This window comes from Bosea sp. PAMC 26642, assembly GCF_001562255.1.
Classification (GTDB): domain Bacteria; phylum Pseudomonadota; class Alphaproteobacteria; order Rhizobiales; family Beijerinckiaceae; genus Allobosea.
In genome coordinates, this window is record NZ_CP014301.1 from 1,041,129 (window position 1) to 1,055,132 (window position 14,004).

The window sequence follows — 14,004 nt, forward strand, 5'->3', positions numbered from 1 at the left end:
GCTTCATTTATACGGCAGCATATCCAGCGTTTGTGAGATAGTTCGCACATTCGTTTGTTGAGACGAGGTCGAGCAGGTCTCCGAGCTTTCGCCATGTTGCCTCGACGGTTCTGGCCTCTGCGTCGCGCATCCAGTGCTTGAGTTTGGCGAAGAGTTGCTCGATCGGATTGAGATCGGGACTGTAGGGCGGCAGGAAGAGCATGTGGGCGCCGGCCTGGCGGATAGCGCGACGGGCGGCCTGGCCCTTATGGCTGCCGAGATTGTCGAGGACGACGATGTCGCCCTTGGCCAGCGTCGGTGCGAGAACCTTCTCGACATACAGGGTGAAGAGTTCGCCGTTGATCGGGCCGTCGATCACGAGAGGCGCATCGACGCGGTCGACCCTGAGCGCCCCGATGAAGGTCAATGTCTTCCAGTGACCATGCGGCGTACGCGCCTGAAGGCGCTCGCCCTTGCGCCCCCAGCCGCGTAGCGGTGCCATGTTTGTCTTGATCCAGGTCTCGTCGATGAAGACGAGGCGGCGCGGGTCGATGCGGCCCTGATGCGCCTTCCAGCGCTCTCGCTTGCGGGCGATGTCAGGTCGGCTCTGTTCGGCCGGCAGTACGGTTTTTTTGAAGCTCAGCCCCTGCGCATGGAGGAAGAGCCAGACGCTGCGCCGGTCGCTCTTGATGCCGCGCGCCAGCAGTTCCACCGTCAGGCCACGCGTCGTGAACGGCCCCGAGCGGCAGCGTTCGCGCAACCAGTCGGCCGTCTCGCCCGACAGCCGCGGCTTCTTGTGCCCGCCGATCTTGCCGTGGTCGAGCGAGCCCGTCTGCGCCTTGAGCTTGCGCCACTTCGAAACGCAGGACGGACTGATCTTCAAAGCCGCTCCGATCGAGCGGATCGTCTCGCCCGCCTCGAACCGTGCCAGAGCCCGCTCGCGAAGGTCTTCAGAGTAAGGTCGCGTCATCTCGGCCGGCCGCCTTATCCCGGCAGACATCTTGAATCACGATCCAACAGATTTGCGAATCCCGATTCCGCTGAAAAGCAGCACGCTCTAACCGCGCGATTTCTCCAGAGGGAAGACAGGACGATGCTCTGCATGTGGTCGTCATCGGGCGGGCAGCGTCGGCGCTGCGACCGTGCTGGACCTGCTGAAGGTCGGTCATCGCGTCACCATCGATCCTTGCGAACGGCACGCGTATTTATGCTGGCGAACTGGAGGCGTGGCGGAGACCGTCGCGCCGTTGACTGCGTCCATGCCGGTTTTACGGTCCAGATGTCGATGCAGAAACGTTCGGTTGCTCGGCAGGGCGCCTAAGTCGCTCCTGGCGCAAATCAACGAGCAGCGATGTAAGACCGGCGCCTTGCCGGCGCACTTACGGTATGGTCACGTCCAGGAACTCGCGTTCGATCTTCGGTCAATCAAACTCCTTGCGGAATTTGTCGCTGACGACGGCCTCGCGCCGGAAGCGGGCGATCGAGAACGGTTCGAGCGGTGTCGGTGTGGCGCCGTCGAGGATCAGTTCGCTTAGGCAAAGGCCCACGCCCGGCTCGATCTGGAAGCCATGCCCGCAGAACCCGAAGGCGTGGAACAGGCCTAGTGCGGTCAGGCTCGGCCCGATCACCGGGATCATGTCGGGCAGATAGCCTTCGATCCCCGGCCAGACGCGGATGACATGGCCATGCGCCAGTGCCGGAACCACCCGCGCCAGTGCGCGCATCGCCGCCACCGTCTTGACCGGCGGCACCGGGGCGCGGTTTGCGGTCGTATCCGCCGCCGTGCGCGGATAACCGGCGACGATGACATTGCCTCGCTCGGTCTGGGAAGCGATGACCGAGCCGTCGATCGTCTGCAGCGACGGGGCGATCAGGAAGGGCAGGGGCTCCGTGGCGAATTGCGGCGGTTCGGCTGCGAAGAGCGACGCGGTCTCCCCGAAGCATTCCGCTGTCTCGACGGCCCAGGCTCCAGAGGCGTTGACCAGCGATCCGCAGGCAAGTTCGTGCGCAGCTCGAACTGCTGTGAGCAGCGTCGACAGGATGCACGCCGTGTTCTCGGCAGGGCACGCGCTGGACGACGGCACCTCGCCCAGGCTTGCGGCGGTGACACGCCACCCGCTCGTCCTGATGTCACGCTCGACGAGCGTTCGCGCCGTGGTCGATGCTGCAATCGCGGCCGAGGGGCTGGAGGCGGAAGTTGCAGCCGACGCGACCTACATGTCGATGGCCGCCGGTATGGTGCGGGCCGGGAAGGGGGGCGTGATCCTGCCTGAGACTGCCATGGAGATTAGAGCCCTGCCGATGCTGAAGTGGTGACTGCAGGTGTGAAGGGTTTCGGATGCCGGCCCTTGCGGTTGTCGAAGCCGATCGGGTCCAGCGTGAAATTGAAGAAGAGCCGCAGTGCCGTACAAGGATAGTAAGTTCGCGAGCGGCCATGCTTGCGCGGCTGGTCGCCGCCAGCTTTCAACTCGGTAACCGGTTGCGTCTGGGCAGAAACTGCACATCCGCCGACGCTTCGATCGTTTCGTTGAGCATGCGAGCGATCAGACGGCGGGTAGTGCCGCTAGCAGTCGTTCTGTGTCCTTATCGAACACGCGTAGACTGTCGGGATGGGCACCGAATGCGACCGTGTCGTTGGGGCGCAGGATCGCTGTTGCCGGCGCGCGCGCGACGATGTGGCCGGCTGGCAGGTCCACCAGCACGAAGGTCTCAGGTCCCTGGGGTTCGGCGACGCGGATTTTTCCTTCGATCCTAATCGGAAAATCGTCGCGTCCATCCGTGAGCAAAGTGAGTTCCTGCGGCCTGATGCCGAGAACGATCGCGCGGCCGGCGTCGGTTCGAACCGGCAGGCCGGTCAGGCGCAGCGAGGGACCATTGGCACCGGCGTCCAGGCCGGCATCCGTGACCGTCGCATCGATCATGTTCATCTCAGGTGTGCCGATGAAGCGCGCGGTGAAGATGTCGACGGGGCGGTTGTAGAGTTCCATCGGCGCGCCGACCTGCAGGATGCGACCCTCGCGCATGACGACGATGCGGTCTGCCAGCGACATCGCCTCGACCTGGTCATGGGTGACGAAGACGATGGTGCTGCGCAGGCGCTGATGCAGTTGCTTGATCTCCAGCCTCATCTGTCCGCGAAGCTGCGCGTCGAGATTGGAGAGCGGCTCGTCGAACAGGAAGGCGACGGGGTCGCGCACCATCGCGCGGCCGATGGCGACGCGCTGGCGCTGGCCGCCGGAGAGGGCGGCTGGCCGCCGATCAAGATAGGGTTCGAGGCCAAGCATCTTCGCGGTCTCGCCGATGCGCGCCTGTTTGTCGGCCTTGGTGAGCTTCGAGGTGTAGAGACCGAAGCCGATGTTCTGGGCCACGGTCAGATGCGGATAGATCGCATAGTTCTGGAACACCATCGCGATATTGCGATGCTTGGGCTCGTGGTTGTTAACCACCTCTCCGCCAATCCGAAGTGTGCCTCCCGATATCGCCTCCAGCCCGGCGATCATGCGCAGGGTCGTCGATTTGCCGCAGCCGGAGGGCCCGACGAGGACGACGAATTCACCGTCTTCGATCGTCAGATCGATGCTGTGGACGGTGGCGATGCTGCCATAGCGCTTTGAGATCTTGTCGAGCTCGATTTTGGCCATCACCCGCCTCGTGCGATATCGAGAACACGCTGGTCGAGTTCGGCCGCAGCCTCGGCCTCGTGTCGGGAGAAGGCAGTTGCTCGCGCCTCGAACCCTTCGAACACGGCCTCGTAGCTGGTGAGCGCCGCGTCCATGGCCGACGGGGCCGGGCCGCCGAAACGGTCTCGCACGGCGACGAAATGCTCTGGCGAGATCATCTTGGCGAATTCCGCCACATCCGCCGCGGGCTTGCGCCCGACATGATGTTCGAAAGCTTTGAGGAAGACCGGATAGCCGTCGCCGGGCAGATCGCCGGCCATCGCCACCACGCCGCGCGCGACATCGGCCGCGATCTCGTGACCTAGCCGGAAGGACAGACCTTCACTGCGCACCAGCCAGTCCGCGAGCTCGGTGATGGTGGCGCAGGAGCGACTAAGATTGACTGCGACCCGCTCGGGGTCGATGCGGCCGGCCCGGATCGTCGCCGTGAGCAGATCAAGCACGCGATGACCGACATCGAAGACCTGGTAACCCATCTCGTGGGTGTCGGCCTCGCTGTCGGTCATGTCGGTAAAGGGCGTGTTGTGCATCACGTCGATGACGGCGCGCGAGCGGCCGACAGCCTGGCTGGAGAGATGCCGCAGATGCTCGAACGGTACCGGATTGCGCTTCTGCGGCATGATCGACGAGATCTGCACGAAGGCGTTGGGCAGATAGAGCTGCCCGACCTCGAAGCTAGACCAGAACTGGAAATCCTGGACGGTCCTGCCAAGATGCAGGAAAATCAGCGCAATCGCGCTGTAGACCGAGGTCAGGTAGTCCGTGGCGGCGATGCAGGAATAGGAGTTCTGCAGCGGCGCCGAGAAGCCGAGCAGGCCTGCGACCCGATGCCGGTCGATCGGAAAGCCCGAGGTGGTAATCGCGGCCGCGCCCATCGGGCAGAGGTCGACGATCTCGCGGGCCGCCTCCAGCCGCTCCATGTCGCGGATCAGGACTTCGATGATGGCTGCGAGATAATGTCCATGGGTCGTCGGCTGGGCCGGCTGGCCATGGGTGTAGGCCACGATCAGCACGTCGCGGTCGCGCCTGGCAACCTCGATCAGCGCCGTCAGGAGCTCGCGACAGGCAGCGAGCATTCCGTCGATACGGGGCTTGAAGCCGAGCTTCAGGAAGGTGTGGTCGATGTCGTTGCGCGAGCGCGCCGTGTGCAGGCGTCCGCCGATATCGGTGCCGGCGCGGGCCTTCAGCTCCCGCTCCATGTAGAAGAAATAATCCTCGACGTCGCCGCCATAGGCCAGTGCGGCAGGATCGATCTCGCGCGCCATCGCCAGCAAGGCGTTGGCGATCGCCGCGCCCTGGGCGGCGTCCAGGATTCCCGTCTCGACCAGCATGACCAGGTGGGCCCGGTCGATCGCGCGCAGCGCCCCGGCATGGTGAAGCCTTGCGCCGTCGAAAAGCGGCTTGAGCACCGTCGCCCGATAGACCGGATCGGGAAAGCGAGTGTGGTCGTTGGCCTGCAGAATGCCCATCTTGTGCCCTTGAAGCCGTCTAGCCCTTGACGCCCGCGAGCATGACGCCGCGCACGATGTAGCGTTGGAAGAACAGGAAGATCATCAGCGTCGGGATCGTCGCGAGCGAGGCCCCGGTCATGATCAGCTCCCACTGGATGGATTGCTCGACGGCGAAGCTCGAAAGCCCCACCGGCAGCGTGTAGAGCGAGGAGTCCGTGGTCACGATCAGCGGCCAGAAGAAGGCCGTCCAGTTGCCGAGGAAGGTGAAGATCGCCAGCGCCGACAGCGCCGGCGTCACCAGCGGCAGGGCGACCTTCCACCAGATCGCGAATTCGTTCAGCCCGTCGATCCGCGCCGCTTCCAAAAAATCGTCCGGCACGGTCTCGAAGAACTGCTTCATCAGGAAGACGCCGAAGGCCGTGATCAGGCCGGGGAACATGATGCCCCAATAGGTGTCGACCCAGCCGAGCTTGCTCGCCATCAGGTACCAGGGAATGACCAGCATTTCGGTCGGGATCATCAGCGTCGAAAGGATCGCCAAGAACACCACCTGCCGGCCGGGAAAGCGGAACTTCGCCAGCGTGTAGGCGACCAGGCTGTCGAAAAACAGGCAGGACAGCGTGACGACGGTGGCGATGCCGATCGAGTTCAGAAACCAGCGGGAAAAGCGCCCGTCCGAGAGAACCTTGATATAGTTGGCGAAGCTCGGATCGGTAGGGATCAGCTTCAGATCATAGACCTGCCCTGCTGATTTCAGAGAGGTCGAGAACATGAACAGCAGCGGCGTCATCATCACCACGCCGCCGAGGAACAGAACCGTCCACGCCACAATACGGCCTGGGCGGATATTGGATTGGCGCCTTGCGGGTTGGGCAGCTTGATCGACCATGTCAGCGGCTCCTCAGGATCCAGAGCTGCGCCATCGAGATCGTAAACAGGATGATGAACAGCACGACGGTCTGGGCTGCCGCATAGCCCATCTGGTAGGACGAGAAGGCGGTCTGGTAGATCATCAGCACCAGCGGCTTGGTCGAGTTCAGCGGCCCGCCGGGATCGTTGCTGGTCATGTTGTAGACTTGGTCGAAGATACGCAGGAATCCGATCGAGGAGAACACCACGAGGAAGACCGTGGTCGGCTTCAGCAAGGGAATGGTAATGCGCCGCAGGATCGCGCCCTCGCCGAGACCGTCGATCCGCGCCGCCTCGTAATAGCTCGTCGGAATGGCGCGCAGGCCGGCCATGAAGATGATGATCTGGAAGCCGAGATGTGCCCAGATCGCGGTCGCCATGATCGCTGGCAGGGCTTGATCGATCGAGCGCAAGAAAGGCTGCGTCGGCAGGCCGACCGAAGCCAGCATGCTGTTGATCACGCCGATCGGCACCGGCTGATAGAACCAGCGCCAGACCCAGGCCATCGCGGCCGCCGTCGTCAGGTAGGGCAGGAAATAAAGCGCGCGGATCGTGCCGTGCAGGACGGTCACCCGGTCGAGATAATAGGCGATGGCGAAGGACAGCACGATCGCGATCGGCGTGCCGAAGACGAGATAGGCGAAGGTGTTGCGGAAGACCTGCCAGAACACCGGGTCGCCAAAGAGCCGGCGATAGTTATCGAGGCCGACGAATTTGGCCTCGTTCAGCAGGTCCCAATCCGTCGTCGAGATGTAGAACGCCTCGATCGTCGGGTAAAAGCGCACGACCGTGAAGAAAATCACCGGCAAGGCGAGAAACGCCCAGGCCCAGATGATCTGCTTGGCCGAGATCGGCAGCCGCCCCCAGCCACCCCCCGAGACGGGGCTCGGAGGCCGAAATATCGCCGCAGTCATGACGGCCGCCTCTTACTTGGTCTTGAACTTGTCGAGGATCGCCTGCTCGCGATCGGCCGCCACCTTCAGCGCCTCCTTGATCGGCGTATCCTTCAGCAGGACGCCGTTGATCATGTCGATCGAGACCTGACGCTGCTGCGCCTCATCGACCATGGGTGGCGTCGAGGCATAGGAGAGGGCGCGGATGAAAGGGCCGTAGATCGGGTCGTTGACGTTGGCGTCAGTCATCGCCACGGCGCGGCGCGCGGGCAATTCGCCGACCTTCTCAAGCCAGACCTTCATCGCCTTCTCGGACGAGATGAACTGCAGGAACTTCTCGGCCGCCGCCTTCTTCTCGCCGGTCGCGGAGGCCGCGATAGCGTTGGCGAAGTAGCTGCCGAAATTGGCCTTCTTGCCGTCGACGGTCGGCAGTTCGGCGACGCCCCATTTGAAGGACTGGATCGTCTTGTAGGAGGCGACACGGAACGTGCCGTCAACCACCATGCCGGCCAAGCCACCACGGAAGGCAGCCTGTCCCTCGTCCATGAAGCTTTCCTGGCCGACGCGGTGGACCTTCTGCAGGCTGGTATAGAATTCCAGCGACTTGGCCCCGGCCTCGGTGTTGTAAGCGACCTTGCTGCCATCGGCCGAGTAGGATTCGCCGCCATACTGCCGCACGAGGATCTCGCGCCACCAGTTGTGGTCCTGCCGGGCGATGTCCAGCGCGATGCCGACCTGCTGGAAGTTGCCGCCGGCATCGCGTTTGGCGATCGCCTTGGCGGCAGCGACGAACTCGTCCAGCGTCTGCGGCGGCTTCTCGGGGTCGAGGCCTGCCTTCTGGAACAGGTCCTTGTTGTAGAACAGCGCCATGGCGCGAACGGCGGTCGGCAATCCGTAATACTCGCCATTGCGCTTCATCGCCGAGACGATCGGGAAGAACTCGTTCTCGATCTCGGCGTCCTTGAACGCCTCCTTCGACAAGGGCTGCACCAGCTTGCCGGCGATGAAGGTGTCAAGCCAGCCATAGAAGAGCTGCATCACCTCCGGGCTGCGTCCCGCCGCCTTGGCCGCGATCAGCCTTGTCTGGTAATCGGCATAAGGGAAGGTGACCTGCTTGACGGTGATGCCGGGATTCTCGGCCTCGAACTGCTTGATCACCTCGGTCATCGCCTGAACGCGGGTGTCGAAGACGTATTGCCAATATTGGATTTCGACGGCGTGGGCGCGGCCGACGCCGGCGGCGAGAACACCGAGGGCCAGGGCCGCAGCCACGATCGGCCTGTGCAAAGAACGACGGGTGATCGTCATCAAGCTCATAAAGCCTCCTCCGAGTGCCCGCTGTTTTCCAGCGTGATTATGCAAGCGCTTGCATGCTATGCGGCATGTGGCGTTTGTCAACACTGACCATCGAGGGTAGATCTGGCCCCAATCCGGCGGCGAATGAGCTGAATGATGGACCGCTTAGAGGCGCAGGACGAACGAGCTCGTGGAGGTGACAGCCGCGAAAGCAAGCGCTTGCAGAAGGCTGCGCCTGATCTGAAGACGCTTGCGATCGAACTCGGGCTGTCGCAATCGACCGTCAGCCGCGCCTTGCGCGCCCATCCCGGCATCCCCGAAACGACGCGTCACCGCGTCACCGCTGCCGCCGAAGCGATGGGCTACCGACCCAATGCGCGGGCACGCAGCTTGGCGATCGGCCGAACCGAGGCGATCGGGCTCGTCTTCCCGATCGAGCGGCTGCAACTTCCGGAAACCAATTTCGTCGAGGTGTTGGCTGGCATCTCGACGGCGGTCACACGCCGCAACTACAGCCTGCTGCTGACGCCGTTCGAGGATGATGAAGCAGCCGTCCTGCGCAGACTCGCTGCGTCGAAGACCGTCGACGGCGTCATCATCACACGGCCGCTGGTCGATGATGCCCGCATCGCTCTTCTGAACAGGCTCGGGCTGCCGTTCGTGGTACATGGGCGCAGCGAGGTGAGTGAGCCCTATTCGTTCGTCGATACCGACAACGACACGGCGTTTGAGCGCCTGACCAACCTGCTCATCGACTACGGCCACCGCAACATCGTCTTCGTGAATGGGCTTGAGCGGTTCCGCTACGCGACGGCGCGCGCGAAAAGTTTCCTTCGTGCCTTTGCAGCCCGTGCCCTGACGCCCCGGCCCGATGCCATTGAGTTTGTCTCGATGACCGAGGTGACCGGCTATGAAACCGCAACGCGACGCCTTGACGGGTCAGAGCCGCCGACCGCCTTCATTTGCGGTTCGGTCTTTCAGGCACGCGGTGTCTACCGATCCATCGCCGAGCACGGACTTCGCGTTGGTTTGGATGTTTCGGTAGTCTGCCATGATGACGGCGTCAGGGGGATCGGCGCTAACCAGTTCGTTCCGCCCCTCACGGCAACCGAGACATCTATTCGCCAGGCAGGAGAGGATCTCGCCATGATGCTGATCGATCTGATCGAGGCCAAGACGCAGACCGCAGCGCGCAAGATTCTGCCTTTCGAGCTTGTTCTCCGCGATTCAGTCGGCCTGGCGGGCACTGCGAGGGGCCTATCTAACAGGTCGACTACCGCCGTCGTGGCCGGCGTTTTTGATACAGACGGCTAGTCCCCCCTTAGTGTTGCGCATACCGTCGAGAGCACGATATCTCGCTCCCAGCGCAGGCGGTGGTACTTGCAGCGAAAGGCGGGCACGTGCGCTCGGCGCGGTAGGCCGTCCTTGCGCTGCCTCTGGTTGCGCTCGACCTAGAACGCTCCAACGCGGCTCAAACTTAGGTCCGCTTAGCTGCTTGTTCCTCATGTCGGCTTTTGGCGCATTTCGTCCGCGATAGGGGCATGCGGCACCCATCGTGATCGGAACCTTGGTTACGGCTGTTCAAAGAGCCGGATTGGACACCTACGGTATTGTTCCGGTTTGGATCCCGCCGGGAAGTCAACTTCGCTTCTCTCACTGTCCGGGAGACAGGCAGTAGGCCAGCCGGGACGGTTCCTGCGGGTATGCCCTGCATTACCTACTCTCCCTCAAAGCCGAGCCGGCGGCTGATCCTGACCGCACTCTCGGTCACGGCTTCGATGATGTCGTGACGGCGCTCGTGGAAGCGGCTGGTCAGGGTGCCGATATTGAGCGCTGCGATCACGGCCCGCTCGCGGTCCCGCACGGGCGCCGCGACGCCCGTCGAGCCCGTCACATACTCCTGGTCGTTGACCGCGAAGCCCTGCGCGCGCACTTCGCTCAGGATCGTCCGCAAGGCTGCCACGTCGGTGATCGTCGTCGGCGAATAGGCCACGATCCGCTTGCGCGAGAGATAGGCCTCGACCGAGGTCTCGTCCCAATAGGCCAGCAGGATGCGCCCGGTCGCGGTGCAATAGGCTTCGCTGGGCGCATCGAGATCGACATCGTAGCGCACGACCTGCCGGCTGACGCATTTGGCGAGCCGGCGCACCTCGCCCCGGCCGGTGCGCACGCTGATGATCACAGTCTCGCCCGAGCTCTCGCGCAACTGTTCCATGACTGGATGCGCGGCCGAGAGCAGTCGCGCCTCGCGGGCCCGCAGGGCCGAGCCATGTCGGTTGCCATGCACCAGTACATAGCGTTCGGTCGCGTCCTGGATGGCATAACCGCGCGAGACCAGCGTTTGGGCGAGTGCATGGGCACTGCTCTTAGGAAAGCCGAGTTCGCGCGAAATGTCCTTCAGCATCACCGGCTCGGAGCAGCCGGCGAGATACTCCATCAGCTCCAGGACGCGCGCGGCGGACTTCACTTCGAGATTCATATATCTGAACCACATTCCGGTTGTTGAACAGGATAGGCGGGGTTAGCCTAACCTTCAATCGGAAACGGACGGGATATCGGCGTGAGCGGAACAGGCACGAACAAGGTCGCACTGGTGACGGGCGGAGCGCGCGGGATCGGCCGAGCTTGCGCCCTTGCTCTGGCCAAGACAGGCCACGACATCGTCCTGGTCGATCTGCTGGTGCCGGAGATGGAACGCACGGCCGGCGAGATCGGCGATCTCGGCAGGGCGGTCGCGATCTTCGATGCAGACGTCACATCCTTCGGTCGGGCGCAGGAGGTAGTCGATGCGGCCAAGGATCAGTTCGGCCGGATCGACTTCCTGCTCAACAATGCCGGTAAGGCCATGCCCAAGGGCATTCTGGACATCACCGAGGAAGAATTCGACCGTACCATCGCGATCAACCTAAAGAGCTGCTTCAACTATGTCCGGGCCGTCGCGCCGCTGATGCTCGAGCAGGGCGCAGGGCGGATCGCCTCTATGTCGTCGCTAAACGCGCTGTCGGGCGGCGTCACCGCCGCCGTCAGCCGTTTCGCATACGCCTCCGCCAAGGCCGGCATCCTGGGAATGACGCGCTCGCTTGCCAAGGAATTGGGGCCGGCGATCCATGTCAACGCGATCTGCCCGGGCCTGATCCAGACCGAACTGGGCAATGCGGTGACGCGGGCGCGCGGTCCCGAGATCGCAGCCCGCGACATTGCCCTGCGCCGCCTCGGCACTCCCGACGACATCGCACAGCTCGTGGTCTTCCTCGCCACGTCGGAACCCTGTTTCATCACCGGCCAGACCTTTACGGTCGATGGTTTCCACTACAATTGCTGAACCGATGAACGCAGCCCTCACCATCGACAGCGATCCCTGGACCTGGCCCGAGCCGACCTGGCGCGGCATCGTCTCCCATGTCCGAGCCGGACGCAGCCTCAAGCCGTCGCGCTGGAAGGGCGGCGCGGCCTTCGCCGTCGCGCTCTCCTTTGACAGCGACCATGAGACGATCGAGCTGCGCAATGGCGGCAAATCCTATTCGCGCATCAGCCAAGGCCAGTACGGCGCGCGCGCCGGCATGCCGCGCATCCTGTCGCGACTGGCGGCCCATGGCGTGCCCGCCACCTTCTTCATGCCTGCGGTCGCGGCCCTGCTAAACGAGGCGGAGATCAAGGCCGTAGCGCAGGCCGGGCACGAGATCGGCATCCACAGCTGGATCCACGAAAGCAATTCGCGGCTCGACGAGGCGACCGAACGCGACCTGACCCTGAGAGCCCGCGACGTTCTGGAAAGCCTCAGCGGCCAGCGGCCGGTGGGCATGCGCACCGCCTCCTGGGATTTCAGCCCTTGGACGCTCAAGATCGTGCGCGAAATGGGACTGCTCTACGATTCCTCGCTGATGGCAGACGACGAGCCCTATGAGCTGCTCGATGGTGGCAAGTCGACCGGGATCGTCGAAGTCCCGGTCGAATGGATCCGCGACGATGCGGTCTATTTCAACATGGACCGCGCCATGTCGCTGCGGCCCTATGGTGGGCCGGAAATGGTGCTCGACATCTTCCGCCGCGAGCTCGATTTGGCCTGCGAAGAGGGCGGTTTGTTCCAGCTGACGATGCATCCCCATCACAGCGGGCACCGTTCGCGCATCTGGATCCTCGACGAAATCATTTGCGCGGCGAAGGCGAAGGGCTCGGTCTGGTTCGCCACCCATGCCGAGATTGCCGCCTGGTGCGCCGCCGAGGCCGAGTTGTCGATACCGCGAGACGACAGCGCAACCGCTTGAACGGACGAGGAGGGACGACATGAGACGACTATCCCTAACAGCCGCCATCCTGGCCGGCCTGGCCCTGCCCGCCTTGGTGCAGCCGGCCCTGGCGCAGGCGCCCAAGGACGTCCTGACGATCGACCAGCCCAACGACGCGGCGACGCTCGATCCGCATCTGCAATGGGACGCCGACAGCTACGGCGTCTACCGCAACATCTTCGACAACCTCGTGACGCGCGATGCCTCGGGCAAGATCGTGCCGCAGATCGCGACCGCGTGGCGTGCGCTCGACGACACCCATATCGAATTCGACCTGCGCAGCGACGTGACGTTCCATGACGGCACGAAACTGACGGCCGACGATGTCGTCTTCAGCGTCAAGCGCATCACCAATCCGGACCTGAAGAGCTCGCAGCTCTCGCAGTTCAACCAGATCGTCGAGGCCCGTGCCGAGGGGCCGGCCAAGGTCGTGCTGATCACGAAATCGCCCTATCCGGTGCTGCTCTCGCAGCTGGTCAAGCTCTCGATCGCGCCGAAGGCCTATGTCGAGCGCGTCGGCGACCAGGAGTTCAACCTGAAGCCGGTCGGCAGCGGCCCCTACAAGCTGAAGGAATGGCAGAAGGGCGTGCAGGCGACGCTGGAATCGGTCGAGACCTACTGGCGCGGCAAGCCGCCGTTCAAGACCGTCGTGTTCCGCGCGGTGCCCGACGTCTCGACCCGTATCGCCGACCTCAAGACCGGCCGCGCCGATCTCGTCCGGCTGCTGCCGCCCGACGAGGCGATCGCTCTGAAGAAGGAGCCGGCGCTCAACGTGCTGACCGTGCCCACCGAGCGCGTCGGCTACATGTTCATCAACGCCCAGGCCGGTCCGACGACCGACCTGAAGGTGCGCCAGGCGATCGCCTACGCCGTCGACAAGCAGGGTATCATCGATGCACTGTTGCAGGGCTTGGGCAAGCCCGTCGCCAGCATCGGCGCCGAGCCGATCTTCGGCTACCAGGCCGACATCGCGGGCTACGGCTACGACCCCGCCAAGGCCAAGGCTCTGGTCAAGGAGGCCAAGGCCGAAGGCGCGGAGCTGACCTTCCTGACCTCGCCGGCCTATGACCGCCGCATCGTCGAGGCGATCCAGCAGATGGTCAACGATGTCGGCCTCAAGGTGAATGTCGTGATGCTGGACCACGCGACCTTCCTGCGTCGCCGCCAGGGCACACCGGCGGAAGCCGGGCAACTCGCCATCGGCGTCTGGTCCTGCGCCTGCCAGGATGCCGACGGCATCATCTTCCCGCTGTTCCGCACCGGCAGCACCTGGTCGAAATACTCCAACCCGGCCTTCGACACGGCCGCCGACGCGGCACGCAGCACGCTCGACGATGCCAAGCGCATCGTCGAATACCGCAAGGCCTACGAGGTGCTGCGGCAGGACGTGCCGGGCCTGGGCCTCTACCAGTCCTTCGCGACCTATGCGGCGCGCAAGGAACTGAAATGGCAGCCGACGCCCAACGAATCGCTGTTCGTCATGGACATGAGCTGGGCCAAGTGAGCCCGG

The 14,004-nt window shown here is 63.8% G+C and carries 13 protein-coding genes; 5 read left to right on the forward strand and 8 right to left on the reverse strand.

The annotated features are described in order from the left end of the window. Nucleotides 1–7: 7 nt before the first annotated feature. On the reverse strand, nucleotides 8–949 hold the full coding sequence (locus AXW83_RS04905; protein WP_066611149.1) for an IS630 family transposase: 942 nt from the start codon (nucleotides 947–949) through the stop codon (nucleotides 8–10). Nucleotides 950–1,400: 451 nt separating this feature from the next. Further along, nucleotides 1,401–2,063 (reverse strand): NAD(P)/FAD-dependent oxidoreductase, encoded by a 663-nt coding sequence (locus tag AXW83_RS04910; protein WP_236841818.1) that lies wholly within the window; start codon nucleotides 2,061–2,063, stop codon nucleotides 1,401–1,403. Here AXW83_RS04910 and AXW83_RS26405 point away from each other — a divergent pair. Next, on the forward strand, nucleotides 2,020–2,295 hold the full coding sequence (locus tag AXW83_RS26405; protein WP_082767458.1) for a LysR substrate-binding domain-containing protein: 276 nt from the start codon (nucleotides 2,020–2,022) through the stop codon (nucleotides 2,293–2,295). The two genes, AXW83_RS04910 and AXW83_RS26405, sit on opposite strands and share 44 nt — an antisense overlap. Before the next feature lie 227 nt (nucleotides 2,296–2,522). Here the strand turns inward: AXW83_RS26405 and AXW83_RS04915 are convergent, their stop codons facing one another. Genes AXW83_RS04915 through AXW83_RS04935 form a run of 5 tightly spaced genes read right to left on the reverse strand, consistent with a single transcriptional unit; the run spans nucleotide 2,523 to nucleotide 8,229 of the window. Then, entirely contained in the window at nucleotides 2,523–3,620 is a 1,098-nt protein-coding gene (locus AXW83_RS04915) for an ABC transporter ATP-binding protein (RefSeq protein ID WP_066611151.1), read from the reverse strand. After that, a complete protein-coding gene (locus AXW83_RS04920; protein WP_066611154.1) occupies nucleotides 3,620–5,128 on the reverse strand; it encodes an argininosuccinate lyase in 1,509 nt (502 codons plus the stop codon). Before AXW83_RS04920 ends, AXW83_RS04915 begins: the two co-directional genes overlap by 1 nt. 19 nt (nucleotides 5,129–5,147) lie before the next feature. After that, nucleotides 5,148–5,999 (reverse strand): carbohydrate ABC transporter permease, encoded by an 852-nt coding sequence (locus AXW83_RS04925; RefSeq protein WP_066611155.1) that lies wholly within the window; start codon nucleotides 5,997–5,999, stop codon nucleotides 5,148–5,150. Nucleotide 6,000: 1 nt separating this feature from the next. Then, nucleotides 6,001–6,933, reverse strand: coding sequence for a carbohydrate ABC transporter permease (locus tag AXW83_RS04930; RefSeq protein WP_066611157.1), 933 nt, complete (start codon nucleotides 6,931–6,933; stop codon nucleotides 6,001–6,003). Nucleotides 6,934–6,945: 12 nt separating this feature from the next. Beyond that, a complete protein-coding gene (locus AXW83_RS04935; RefSeq protein ID WP_236841819.1) occupies nucleotides 6,946–8,229 on the reverse strand; it encodes an extracellular solute-binding protein in 1,284 nt (427 codons plus the stop codon). A 135-nt stretch (nucleotides 8,230–8,364) separates the two neighbouring features. On the opposite strand from AXW83_RS04935, the gene AXW83_RS04940 reads away from it, so the two are divergent. Then, entirely contained in the window at nucleotides 8,365–9,522 is a 1,158-nt protein-coding gene (locus AXW83_RS04940; RefSeq protein WP_168166061.1) for a substrate-binding domain-containing protein, read from the forward strand. 403 nt (nucleotides 9,523–9,925) lie between these two features. Here AXW83_RS04940 and AXW83_RS04945 read toward each other — a convergent pair whose 3' ends face one another. After that, complete coding sequence (locus tag AXW83_RS04945) at nucleotides 9,926–10,687, reverse strand: IclR family transcriptional regulator (RefSeq protein WP_066611166.1); 762 nt, start codon at nucleotides 10,685–10,687, stop codon at nucleotides 9,926–9,928. A gap of 81 nt (nucleotides 10,688–10,768) precedes the next feature. Here AXW83_RS04945 and AXW83_RS04950 point away from each other — a divergent pair, with 81 nt between their 5' ends. Genes AXW83_RS04950 through AXW83_RS04960 form a run of 3 tightly spaced genes read left to right on the forward strand, consistent with a single transcriptional unit; the run spans nucleotide 10,769 to nucleotide 13,998 of the window. Then, complete coding sequence (locus AXW83_RS04950; protein WP_066611168.1) at nucleotides 10,769–11,530, forward strand: SDR family NAD(P)-dependent oxidoreductase; 762 nt, start codon at nucleotides 10,769–10,771, stop codon at nucleotides 11,528–11,530. 4 nt (nucleotides 11,531–11,534) lie between these two features. Then, nucleotides 11,535–12,473 (forward strand): polysaccharide deacetylase family protein, encoded by a 939-nt coding sequence (locus AXW83_RS04955; protein WP_066611170.1) that lies wholly within the window; start codon nucleotides 11,535–11,537, stop codon nucleotides 12,471–12,473. A 19-nt stretch (nucleotides 12,474–12,492) separates the two neighbouring features. Further along, nucleotides 12,493–13,998 carry an ABC transporter substrate-binding protein gene (locus AXW83_RS04960; protein WP_066611172.1) on the forward strand — a complete coding sequence of 502 codons (1,506 nt, stop codon included), beginning with the start codon at nucleotides 12,493–12,495 and terminating at the stop codon, nucleotides 13,996–13,998. The last annotated feature ends 6 nt before the right edge of the window (nucleotides 13,999–14,004 follow it).

Excerpts from the sequence above, each read along its gene's own strand:
- AXW83_RS04905 (WP_066611149.1), bottom strand. The coding sequence starts at position 949 with ATGACGCGACCTTACTCTGAAGACCTTCGCGAGCGGGCTCTGGCACGG.
- AXW83_RS26405 (WP_082767458.1), top strand. The coding sequence starts at position 2,020 with ATGCACGCCGTGTTCTCGGCAGGGCACGCGCTGGACGACGGCACCTCG.
- AXW83_RS04915 (WP_066611151.1), bottom strand. The coding sequence starts at position 3,620 with ATGGCCAAAATCGAGCTCGACAAGATCTCAAAGCGCTATGGCAGCATC.
- AXW83_RS04920 (WP_066611154.1), bottom strand. The coding sequence starts at position 5,128 with ATGGGCATTCTGCAGGCCAACGACCACACTCGCTTTCCCGATCCGGTC.
- AXW83_RS04925 (WP_066611155.1), bottom strand. The coding sequence starts at position 5,999 with ATGGTCGATCAAGCTGCCCAACCCGCAAGGCGCCAATCCAATATCCGC.
- AXW83_RS04930 (WP_066611157.1), bottom strand. The coding sequence starts at position 6,933 with ATGACTGCGGCGATATTTCGGCCTCCGAGCCCCGTCTCGGGGGGTGGC.
- AXW83_RS04935 (WP_236841819.1), bottom strand. The coding sequence starts at position 8,229 with ATGAGCTTGATGACGATCACCCGTCGTTCTTTGCACAGGCCGATCGTG.
- AXW83_RS04940 (WP_168166061.1), top strand. The coding sequence starts at position 8,365 with ATGGACCGCTTAGAGGCGCAGGACGAACGAGCTCGTGGAGGTGACAGC.
- AXW83_RS04945 (WP_066611166.1), bottom strand. The coding sequence starts at position 10,687 with ATGAATCTCGAAGTGAAGTCCGCCGCGCGCGTCCTGGAGCTGATGGAG.
- AXW83_RS04955 (WP_066611170.1), top strand. The coding sequence starts at position 11,535 with ATGAACGCAGCCCTCACCATCGACAGCGATCCCTGGACCTGGCCCGAG.
- AXW83_RS04960 (WP_066611172.1), top strand. The coding sequence starts at position 12,493 with ATGAGACGACTATCCCTAACAGCCGCCATCCTGGCCGGCCTGGCCCTG.